Here is an 8,894-nt window from a genome sequence, read left to right on the forward strand (position 1 = left end):
GCCGCTATGCTTGCGGCCTGCGCCTCCTCAAGCCTTTTCAGAAAGCGGGTTTCATGTATCACGGCGAGCGTTTCAACAGCTTCACGCACCTGGCCGGCCTGCTGCTGGCGATCGGCGGCGGCACGGTGCTGATCGTGCAGTCGTCGCTGCACGGCGATGCCTGGCAGATCGTCGGCGCGAGCATCTTCGCCGCCACGATGATCCTGCTGTACGGCGCATCGACGCTGTACCACAGCGTGCGCGGCGCGGCCAAGCGCGTGCTGGTGAAGTTCGACCACTGCGCCATCTACCTGCTGATCGCCGGCACCTACACGCCGTTCGCGCTGGTCACGCTGCGCGGGCCCTGGGGCTGGTCGCTGTTCGGCGTGGTGTGGGGGCTCGCGGTGGTCGGCATCGTGAAGGAACTGAGCCTGGGCCGCGAGCGCATTCCTTCCGTGCCGCTGTACGTGGCGATGGGCTGGCTGGCGCTGATCGCCGCGGTGCCGCTGGTGCGCGAGCTGCCGTGGGCGGCCCTCGCGTGGCTGGTGGCCGGCGGGCTCTGCTACACGGGCGGCATCGTGTTCTATGCGAACGACGAGCGCTGGCGGCATGCGCACGGCGTGTGGCACCTGTTCGTGCTGGCGGGCACGGCCTGCCACTTCGTCACCGTGATGCTGTACGTCGCATGAGCGGTGCCGACCTTCATCCGCGTGCGGCCGAGTTGATCGCGCTGCTGCAACTGCAATCGCATCCCGAAGGCGGGCACTACCGCGAGTTCTTCCGCGCGGCGTCATCAATCACGCCGGGCGATGGCCGCCCGCCGCGCAACGCGTTGACGAGCATCGATTTCCTGCTGGCCCGCGGCCAGTTCAGTGCGTGGCACCGCGTCGCGTCGGACGAAGTCTGGCACCTGCTCGAAGGCGGGCCGCTGCGGCTGTGGCTGATGCCGCCGTCGCTGGACCGCATCGAATCGGTGACGCTGGCGCCGGTGAGCACCACGACGCAGCCGCGCTTCACGGTGCCGGCGCACTGGTGGCAGGCTGCCGAGCCGCTCGGCGACTTCGCGTACGTGGGAGCGACGGTGGCACCGGGCTTCGACTTCGCCGACTTCTCGTTCCTGCGCGAGCACGCCGATGCGATGTCGGCGGTGCGCGCATTGAAACCCGATCTCGCGAGGCTGACCGGATGAGCGACACGCCAGCCCAACCCCGCAATCCACTGCACGGCCTCACGCTCGAGGCCTTGCTGACCGAGCTGGTCGCGCACTACGGCTGGCCGGGCCTGGCCGAGCGCGTCCAGCTGCGCTGCTTCAGCATCGAGCCGAGCATCTCGTCGAGCCTGAAGGTGCTGCGCAAGACGCCGTGGGCGCGCGAAAAGGTCGAGAGCCTCTACCTCTTCATGTTGCGAGAAAGAGACCGCGCGGCCCGCGCGAGCAAGCCGCGCTGAGCTGGGCCTTCGAGCCGGCCTGGCCGGTGAAGTTCCGTTGATCTGCTGCACTGCAACATCATGTTGCAGGCCCTCGAAAAACTTCACGTTGAGGAGGTGCCGCGTTCACATGCGCGGCCGATCCTGCTTTCATGTCGGACAAGCGATCCGGCAGTCCTACTGAGAGAAACAGGAGTGAAAGCATGATCAAACTGAGCAGCAAACTCATCATCGCCTCGGCCGCCTCGCTGATGGCGCTCGCAGCGCACGCCCAATCGGTGCAACCGGGGCCGTACATCGGCGGCAGCGTCGGCACGACGAAGTTCCACGGCGACAACATCGGCGGGCTGGACATCGACACCACCGACACCGGTGGCAAGGTGTACGGCGGCTACCAGTTCACGCCGAACTTCAGCCTGGAAGGCGGCTGGGTCGGGCTGGGCAAGTACAGCGCCAGCGGCAGTGAGCTGAAGCTGAACAACGGCGTGTTCCTGGATGCCGTGGGCACGTTCCCGGTGGCGCAGGACTTCTCGCTGCTGGGCCGCGTGGGTGTCTACAACGGCAAGGCCGATCGCACGGTCAACGGCGTGAACGACAGCGAGCGCGGCACCGACGTCAAGTACGGCGCGGGCGTGCAATACGACCTGTCGAAGAACACCGCGATCCGTGGTGAATGGGAGCGGTACCGCGTGAAGGCGCTGGACATCAAGGACAACACCGACCTGTTCTCGGTCGGCGTGAACTACCGCTTCTAAGGATGACGACCCCTCGGTCGATGGGTACATCGACCGATCCCCCAAGGGGATCCGGGCCGGCTTGGGGCGGCCCGGCGCTCGGCCCGGCGCGTCAAACGCCCGGGTGGGGCGCCATCACCCGAATACGGGCGCCGGAGAGGCCGACCACCTGCCCCGCCCTGATCTTGCAGGTCTTGCGCAGCTCGGTCTGCCCATCGACATCGACCTTGCCCTCGGCCACCATCGTCTTCGCGGCGCCTCCGCTGTGGCAGATGCCGGTGGCCTTGAGCAGGGCATCGAGCGGGATGAAGTCGCCGCGCAGTTCGAAATCGATCAGGTTCATGCGGCGAATTGTCGCGCGAGCAGCGCATACGAATGCCGCCGCACGGCAGGGTCGTGCGCCCAGGTGTTGATGACGAGTTCTTCCAGCCCGAAATCGCTGGCCAACGCCCGCAGCTTGTCGGCAACCTGCGCGGCCGTGCCGACGAACGCCTTGCGCCGCATCGGCTCGATGGTGGCCATCTCGTCCGGCGTGAAGCCGCGCGCGGCGATCTGATCCGGCGCCTGCAGCGGCCCGAGCAAGCCGCGATTGCGGTCGACGCGCCAGCGCTCGCGGCTCAAGGCCAGGTGCAGCGCGGTCTCTTCGGTATCGGCGGCCAGCGCCCAGACGCAGACGGTCGCCTGCGGTTTGGGGTGGCGCTCGCTCGGCTGATAGAGCCGGTGGTACAGATCGAGCGCCTGCTCGGCGCCCTGACCGTCGGTGAAGAAATACGCGAACGCATAGGGCAGCCCGAACTGCGCGGCCATCTGCGCACCATAGTCGGAGCTGCCGAGAATCCACACCTCGGGCGCATGCTCGCCGCGCGGATGCGCGACGATGCCGCGATGGCGCACGCCGCTGGTCCAGGCCTGCAGGTCACGCACCTGCTCCGGAAAATTCTCCGCACTGCCATATGCATGCGGGTTGAGCGCCTGAGCGGTGCGCATGTCGCCGCCGGGAGCGCGGCCGACGCCGAGGTCGATGCGGCCGGGCGCCAGCGCCTCGAGCACGCGAAACTGCTCGGACACTTTCAGCGCGGCGTAGTGCGGCAGCATCACGCCGGCACTGCCGATGCGGATGCGGCTGGTGCGGGCGGCGATCGCGGCCATCACGATCTCGGGCGCGCTGCCGACGATCGTCGGCAGGCTGTGATGCTCGCTGACCCAGAAGCGCTCATAGCCGAGGGCTTCGCAGTGCTGCGCGAGCTCGAGGGTGTCGCGGATGGCGGCGTCTTCGCCTTGGCCGCTCAAGGCGACGGATTGGTCGAGGACTGAGAGTTTCATGGTGGTTGTGTTCTGTTCTGTTGCTGTGCTGTGCTGCGCTGTGCGCGTGGGCGGGGCGGCCGGGGAGCGCCAATAAAGACGGGGCGCCGGAGCTGGCTGGTTTCATGGCCCGCGTGCGCCAGCACGCTTCGTGAACTGACTGTCGCCGACTGTTTGACCACAACGAACGAAGTGAGTGACGGGAGTTTCGGCGACGGGCCATSAAACCAGTCAGCGCAGGGGAGTCATTGCCCCGCCAGGGGCRATGACCGCACCGGCCGGCGMGCCACRGCCTCCCCCCACSCGCCTTTGCGAGCAAAGCCTGATCAAGAGAGCCCCGCAGCATGGTGCTCGATGTGGTCGGCCACGAAGGTCGAGATGAAGTAGTAGCCGTGGTCGAAGCCCGCGTGGCGCCGCAAGGTCAAGGGCTGGCCAGACGCAACACAAGCGGCTTCGAACAGCTCCGGATGCAACTGCGTCGCAAGGAATCGATCGGCCAGCCCCTGATCGATCAGCAAGTGCGAGGTGCGCGCCCCGGCCTTCACCAGTTCGGTGGCATCGTGCTCGCGCCAGGCCTGCCGGTCTTCACCCAGGTAGCCGCGGAAGGCCTTGTCACCCCACGGGCTCTGCATCGGCGCCGCGATCGGTGCGAAGGCCGACACGCTGCGGAACAGCGTTGGATGCTTCAGGCCCAGCGTCAGTGCGCCATGCCCACCCATCGAGTGCCCGAACAGGCCGAGACGGTTCGTATCGGCCGAGAACTCCGCTTCGATCAGCGCCGGCAGCTCCTGCGTCAGCCAGCTGGCCATGCGCCAGTGCGCACGCCACGGCGCCTCGGTGGCATCGAGGTAGAAGCTCGCGGCCGTGCCGAAATCCCACGACGCATCGGCCTCGGCAATGCCGGTGCCGCGCGGGCTGGTGTCCGGCGTCACGAGCATCAGCCCGTGCTTCGCCGCGTGCTGCTGCGCGCCCGCCTTCATCGCGAAGGTCTGCTCGTTGCATTCCAGGCCGGCCAGGTAGATCAGCACCGGCACCCGCGCGGTTGCGGCCTGCGGCGGCCTGAAGACGCCGAAGCGCATCGGCAGGCCGATCGTGTCCGACACGTGCTCGTGAAAACCTTGCACACCGCCGAAGCACGCATGCTCCGACAAGGTCTTCACCGGCCCGCCGTCAGTCATACACCACCACCGAACGGATCGACTCGCCACGCTTCATCAACTCGAAGCCGTGGTTGATGTCGTTCAACGCCAGCTTGTGCGTGATCAGCTCGTCGATCCGCAGCTTGCCGTCCATGTACCAGTCGACGATCTTCGGCACGTCGGTGCGGCCGCGCGCACCCCCGAAGGCCGAGCCCTTCCACTCGCGGCCCGTCACCAGCTGGAACGGGCGCGTCGAGATCTCCTGCCCCGCCGCCGCCACGCCGATGATGATGCTCTGCCCCCAGCCCTTGTGGCAGCACTCCAGCGCCTGCCGCATCGTCGTCGTGTTGCCGATGCACTCGAAGCTGTAGTCGGCGCCGCCATCGGTCAGCTGCACGATCGCATCGACCACGTTGTCGACCTCGCGCGGGTTGATGAAGTGCGTCATGCCGAAGCTGCGCGCCATCGCCTCGCGGGCCGGGTTCAGGTCGACGCCGATGATCCTGTCGGCACCCACCATCTTCGCGCCCTGGATCACGTTCAGCCCGATCCCGCCCAGGCCGAACACGACCACGTTCGCGCCCGCCTCCACCTTCGCGGTGAAGATCACCGCGCCGACACCCGTCGTCACGCCGCAGCCGATGTAGCAGACCTTGTCGAACGGCGCATCGCTGCGGATCTTCGCCAGCGCGATCTCCGGCACCACGATGTGGTTGCTGAAGGTCGACGTGCCCATGTAATGCAGGATCGGCTTGCCGTCGATCGAGAAGCGGCTCGTCGCATCCGGCATCAACCCCTTGCCCTGCGTGCCGCGGATCAGCTGGCACAGGTTGGTCTTGCGCGACAGGCAGAACTTGCACTGCCGGCACTCCGGCGTGTACAGCGGGATCACGTGGTCGTCGCGCTTCAGGCTCGTGACGCCCGGCCCCACCTCCAGCACCACGCCCGCACCCTCGTGGCCGAGGATCGCCGGGAACAGCCCTTCGGGATCGGCGCCCGACAGCGTGAACTCGTCGGTGTGGCAGATGCCGGTCGCCTTCACCTCCACCAGCACCTCGCCGGCGCGCGGCGGCGCCAGGTCGACCGTCTCGATGCTCAAGGGGTGGCCGGCCTTCCAGGCCACGGCGGCTTTCGTCTTCATCAGAAGCTCCTTGCGGGCACCGGGCGCGCAAATGGCGGGCATTGTGCGATGTGCCTGCCGGCGCGTCCGCCTGTCGTGTGGAAACACCGTCACCAGGGACGATTCTCGACACCGTGTGCGGAATGTCCCGACCCGTGGTGTATATTCCGCGGCACAGGTATACGCAAGACTGTGGTTGTGAGTGATCTTTTGCGACGCCGTGCTGGTTCCAGCCCGGTTCTGTTGAAATCCCCGAATAACGCTTGAGTGTCTCTGCATGCGTCGGCATGTGCTGCCGCATTACTACTGATAGAAATAGGAAACGTCCATGACGACGCAAACCGGTACCGTGAAGTGGTTCAACGAGAGCAAGGGCTACGGCTTCATCGCTCAAGACGCGGGCGGCGCTGACCTGTTCGCCCACTTCCGTGACATTCAAGGCAACGGCTTCAAGACGCTGCTGGAAAACCAGCGCGTTGAATTCGAAGTGAAGCAAGGCCAGAAGGGCCTGCAAGCCGCGAACATTCGCGTGCTGTGATGCAGCGCAGGGCGCAAGCCCTGCTGCCAAGACGAACGCGGCTCCCGGGCCGCGTTTTCTTTTGGGTGATCTCGTCTTGGGTCATCCCGTTTGGGGGCATCCCGCCTGGGGCCTACGGCTTCACCTGCGCCGTCTCGATCGCCAGCTTGTTGTCGACGCCGCTCACGCCCTTCACCGCCATCGCGATGCGCTCGGCCCGCTGGCGGGCGTCCTCGCTCGGTGCCGAGCCGTACAGCGCCACCTTGCCATCGTGCGTGTCGACGTTGACGCGCAACGCACTGAGGTCCGGGTCCTTCGCGATGTCGGCCTTGATCGATGCCGTGATCGCCCCGTCGGCGATCGACTGACCGATCTGCGACGTGCCGTCCTGGCTCGCCTGCGACGCGTCGCGCGCCGCGGTCTTCACGTCGGCGACCGACTGCTTCGCGTTCTGCTTCACCTCGTTGGCCGCCTGCTCGGCGGTCGATACCGCCGAATCCAGCTTCTGCCCGACGGTGCGGTGGTCGCTCGAATCGCAACCCGCCGCCAGCGCGGCGATCGGTGCGATCACGCACAGGGTCCACAAGAGCTTGCTCATCTCAGTCTCCTTTTTCAGGTCAACGGAACATGGCGCGCCACCTGCGGCGCCGCGGCGGCCTGCGGTGTTTGCACGAGGCGATTCACCGGGTAGCCGTCGGCACGCAAGCGCGCGACGATGCCGTCGTACAGCGCGCCATCCATCTGCGGCGTGCGCGACAGGATCCACAGGTATTCGCGCGACGGCTCGCTGACCACCGCATAGCGGTAGTCGGCGTCGAGCATCACGACCCAGTAGTCGCCGCGCCCCACCGGCATCCAGCGCAGCCACGTCGGCAGGAAGCTGACCTTCAGCTTCGCGCCGCTGTCGTCGCCCTTCACCGGCGTCGCCCGGCCGACGGACACCGCCCATTTCGAATCCGCCTCGCGGCAGCGGTTGATCACCTTGATCGCGCCGCTGCCGGTGGGCTGGTAGGTGGCGGTGACGTTGCCCTCGCACTTCGCCTGGAAGCTGTTCGGCAGCCGCGCCAGCTCGTACCAGGTGCCGGCATAGCGCTGCGCGTCGAGCGCGGCGACGCTGCGCACCGGTGGCACGTCCTGCCCCGAGGCCAGCGCCAGCGCGACGCTCGCCACGGTGAGGCTGGCAACGGTCAGGTTCGAGGTGAGGCTCAGGCGCATGGCGGGCTCCGGCAGTCGGATCGTCGATGGAGGCGGGTTGCCGACGACTGTAGGTTCGCCCCCCGGCGCGCCCTGTCGGCGCCCCGCCTGATCGCCTGTCGGACAAGGTCGACATCGGCGCTACCATCAAACGGCATCCCCAAAACCAACAGACCCAGGAGACACGCGATGCCCACCTCCCTCGAAAACCGGCAGATCCGCCTGGCCGCCCGCCCGGTCGGCCTGCCCACCGCCGACAACTGGCAGTTCACGACCGAGCCGGTCGCCGAGCCCGAGGCCGGCGGCGTGCTCGTGAAGACCCAGGCGCTGTCGCTCGACCCGGCGATGCGCGGCTGGATGAACGAGGGCAAGAGCTACATCCCGCCGGTCGGCATCGGCGAGGTGATGCGGGCCGGCGGCATCGGCAGCGTCGTCGCATCGAAGAACCCGGCCTTCGCGGTCGGCGACACCGTCAGCGCCACGCTCGGCGTGCAGCAGTATTGCCTGATCCCCGAGGCCGGCATCCGCCGCCACGGACTGTTCAAGATCGACCCGCGGCTGGGCACGCCGATGCAGTGGCTCAACGTGCTCGGCATGCCCGGCATGACGGCCTGGTTCGGCCTGATGGACGTGGGCCAGCCGAAGGCCGGCGAGACCATCGTGGTGTCGGGCGCGGCCGGCGCGGTCGGCCAGACCGTCGGCCAGCTCGCCAAGGTGAAGGGCCTGCGCACCGTCGGCATCGCCGGCGGCCCCGCCAAGTGCGAGTGGGTCGTCAAGGAGCTGGGCTTCGACGCCTGCATCGACTACAAGGCCGGCGCGGTGAAGGACGGCCTGAAGCAGCACTGCCCGCAGGGCGTCGACATCTACTTCGACAACGTCGGCGGCGAGATCCTCGACACCGTGCTGACGCGCATCAACCGCCACGCCCGCATCGTGATCTGCGGCGCCATCAGCCAGTACAACAACACGACGCCGGTGAAAGGCCCCGCCAACTACCTGTCGCTGCTGGTCAACCGCGCCCGCATGGAAGGCATGGTGGTGTTCGACTACGCCGACCGCTACCCGATCGCCATCGCCGAGTTGGGCGAGCTGCTGCAGGCCGGCCGCATCCGCAGCCGGGAAGACGTGGTCGCCGGGCTGGAGAACTTCCCGCAGGCGCTGCTGAAGCTGTTCAGCGGCGAGAACTTCGGCAAGCTGGTGCTGCAGGTCGCCAGCTGAGGCCGCGCAGACGGGCGTCCCTGCGGGCAAGTGCGCTGGACGCCTGCTGCATTCGGCACAACACTTGCCCTCCATGGCTGTTCCTGAAGTGCCCCTCTCTGGCGAGGCATCCGATCCGCCCGGCAAGCCGATGCCGATCGCGACGGCGCGGGCGCTGCTGGCCGCCAGTCCCGACGCGCTGCTGCACCTCGACGCCGCTGGCCGCATCGCGTGGAGCAACGGCCGCCTCGAGGCCGCCTGCGGGCAGCCCCCCGGCGCGCTGCAGG

Annotated in this window: 13 protein-coding genes; 7 read left to right on the forward strand and 6 right to left on the reverse strand. The window is 67.6% G+C overall.

What is annotated here, in order from left to right; all coding sequences use genetic code 11:
- Positions 1–53 precede the first annotated feature (53 nt).
- From trhA to AC1D01_RS11990, 4 genes are all read left to right on the forward strand, one after another.
- Entirely contained in the window at positions 54–668 is a 615-nt protein-coding gene (trhA, locus tag AC1D01_RS11975; protein ID WP_047511377.1) for a PAQR family membrane homeostasis protein TrhA, read from the forward strand.
- Positions 665–1,168 (forward strand): cupin domain-containing protein, encoded by a 504-nt coding sequence (locus AC1D01_RS11980; protein ID WP_477866405.1) that lies wholly within the window; start codon positions 665–667, stop codon positions 1,166–1,168. Before trhA ends, AC1D01_RS11980 begins: the two co-directional genes overlap by 4 nt.
- Positions 1,165–1,425, forward strand: a complete 261-nt coding sequence (locus AC1D01_RS11985; protein ID WP_047588810.1) for a VF530 family protein — start codon at positions 1,165–1,167, stop codon at positions 1,423–1,425. The genes AC1D01_RS11980 and AC1D01_RS11985 overlap by 4 nt, the downstream gene beginning before the upstream one ends.
- A 182-nt stretch (positions 1,426–1,607) precedes the next feature.
- Positions 1,608–2,159: a porin family protein gene (locus AC1D01_RS11990; RefSeq protein WP_477866407.1), complete on the forward strand. Its 552-nt coding sequence runs from the start codon at positions 1,608–1,610 to the stop codon at positions 2,157–2,159.
- Between the two features lie 91 nt (positions 2,160–2,250).
- Here the strand turns inward: AC1D01_RS11990 and AC1D01_RS11995 are convergent, their stop codons facing one another.
- From AC1D01_RS11995 to AC1D01_RS12010, 4 genes are all read right to left on the reverse strand, one after another.
- Entirely contained in the window at positions 2,251–2,481 is a 231-nt protein-coding gene (locus AC1D01_RS11995) for an RNA-binding S4 domain-containing protein (protein ID WP_477866409.1), read from the reverse strand.
- Positions 2,478–3,461: an LLM class flavin-dependent oxidoreductase gene (locus tag AC1D01_RS12000; protein ID WP_477866411.1), complete on the reverse strand. Its 984-nt coding sequence runs from the start codon at positions 3,459–3,461 to the stop codon at positions 2,478–2,480. The genes AC1D01_RS11995 and AC1D01_RS12000 overlap by 4 nt, the downstream gene beginning before the upstream one ends.
- Before the next feature lie 305 nt (positions 3,462–3,766).
- The gene (fghA, locus tag AC1D01_RS12005) at positions 3,767–4,618 is read right to left on the reverse strand and encodes an S-formylglutathione hydrolase (RefSeq protein WP_477866413.1); all 852 of its coding nucleotides are present in this window, start codon (positions 4,616–4,618) and stop codon (positions 3,767–3,769) included.
- Positions 4,611–5,720: an S-(hydroxymethyl)glutathione dehydrogenase/class III alcohol dehydrogenase gene (locus AC1D01_RS12010; RefSeq protein WP_477866415.1), complete on the reverse strand. Its 1,110-nt coding sequence runs from the start codon at positions 5,718–5,720 to the stop codon at positions 4,611–4,613. Before AC1D01_RS12010 ends, fghA begins: the two co-directional genes overlap by 8 nt.
- Before the next feature lie 307 nt (positions 5,721–6,027).
- On the opposite strand from AC1D01_RS12010, the gene AC1D01_RS12015 reads away from it, so the two are divergent.
- The gene (locus AC1D01_RS12015) at positions 6,028–6,237 is read left to right on the forward strand and encodes a cold-shock protein (RefSeq protein ID WP_047511365.1); all 210 of its coding nucleotides are present in this window, start codon (positions 6,028–6,030) and stop codon (positions 6,235–6,237) included.
- A gap of 112 nt (positions 6,238–6,349) precedes the next feature.
- On the opposite strand, the gene AC1D01_RS12020 is transcribed toward AC1D01_RS12015, so the two are convergent.
- Both AC1D01_RS12020 and AC1D01_RS12025 read right to left on the reverse strand, forming a co-directional pair.
- On the reverse strand, positions 6,350–6,814 hold the full coding sequence (locus AC1D01_RS12020; RefSeq protein WP_477866417.1) for a BON domain-containing protein: 465 nt from the start codon (positions 6,812–6,814) through the stop codon (positions 6,350–6,352).
- A gap of 14 nt (positions 6,815–6,828) precedes the next feature.
- Positions 6,829–7,431, reverse strand: a complete 603-nt coding sequence (locus tag AC1D01_RS12025) for a lipocalin family protein (RefSeq protein WP_477866419.1) — start codon at positions 7,429–7,431, stop codon at positions 6,829–6,831.
- A gap of 168 nt (positions 7,432–7,599) precedes the next feature.
- On the opposite strand from AC1D01_RS12025, the gene AC1D01_RS12030 reads away from it, so the two are divergent.
- Together AC1D01_RS12030 and AC1D01_RS12035 are read left to right on the forward strand one after the other, a co-directional pair.
- Positions 7,600–8,628, forward strand: a complete 1,029-nt coding sequence (locus AC1D01_RS12030; protein ID WP_477866421.1) for an NADP-dependent oxidoreductase — start codon at positions 7,600–7,602, stop codon at positions 8,626–8,628.
- Positions 8,629–8,701: 73 nt separating this feature from the next.
- The coding region (locus AC1D01_RS12035) for a hypothetical protein (RefSeq protein WP_477866423.1) at positions 8,702–8,894 on the forward strand (193 nt) is incomplete at its 3' end.

Source organism: Rhizobacter sp. P3_B12 (genome assembly GCF_056402895.1).

Excerpts from the sequence above, each read along its gene's own strand:
- AC1D01_RS12010 (WP_477866415.1), bottom strand. The coding sequence starts at position 5,720 with ATGAAGACGAAAGCCGCCGTGGCCTGGAAGGCCGGCCACCCCTTGAGC.
- AC1D01_RS11985 (WP_047588810.1), top strand. The coding sequence starts at position 1,165 with ATGAGCGACACGCCAGCCCAACCCCGCAATCCACTGCACGGCCTCACG.
- fghA (WP_477866413.1), bottom strand. The coding sequence starts at position 4,618 with ATGACTGACGGCGGGCCGGTGAAGACCTTGTCGGAGCATGCGTGCTTC.
- trhA (WP_047511377.1), top strand. The coding sequence starts at position 54 with ATGTATCACGGCGAGCGTTTCAACAGCTTCACGCACCTGGCCGGCCTG.
- AC1D01_RS12030 (WP_477866421.1), top strand. The coding sequence starts at position 7,600 with ATGCCCACCTCCCTCGAAAACCGGCAGATCCGCCTGGCCGCCCGCCCG.
- AC1D01_RS12000 (WP_477866411.1), bottom strand. The coding sequence starts at position 3,461 with ATGAAACTCTCAGTCCTCGACCAATCCGTCGCCTTGAGCGGCCAAGGC.
- AC1D01_RS12015 (WP_047511365.1), top strand. The coding sequence starts at position 6,028 with ATGACGACGCAAACCGGTACCGTGAAGTGGTTCAACGAGAGCAAGGGC.
- AC1D01_RS11995 (WP_477866409.1), bottom strand. The coding sequence starts at position 2,481 with ATGAACCTGATCGATTTCGAACTGCGCGGCGACTTCATCCCGCTCGAT.
- AC1D01_RS11980 (WP_477866405.1), top strand. The coding sequence starts at position 665 with ATGAGCGGTGCCGACCTTCATCCGCGTGCGGCCGAGTTGATCGCGCTG.
- AC1D01_RS11990 (WP_477866407.1), top strand. The coding sequence starts at position 1,608 with ATGATCAAACTGAGCAGCAAACTCATCATCGCCTCGGCCGCCTCGCTG.
- AC1D01_RS12020 (WP_477866417.1), bottom strand. The coding sequence starts at position 6,814 with ATGAGCAAGCTCTTGTGGACCCTGTGCGTGATCGCACCGATCGCCGCG.
- AC1D01_RS12025 (WP_477866419.1), bottom strand. The coding sequence starts at position 7,431 with ATGCGCCTGAGCCTCACCTCGAACCTGACCGTTGCCAGCCTCACCGTG.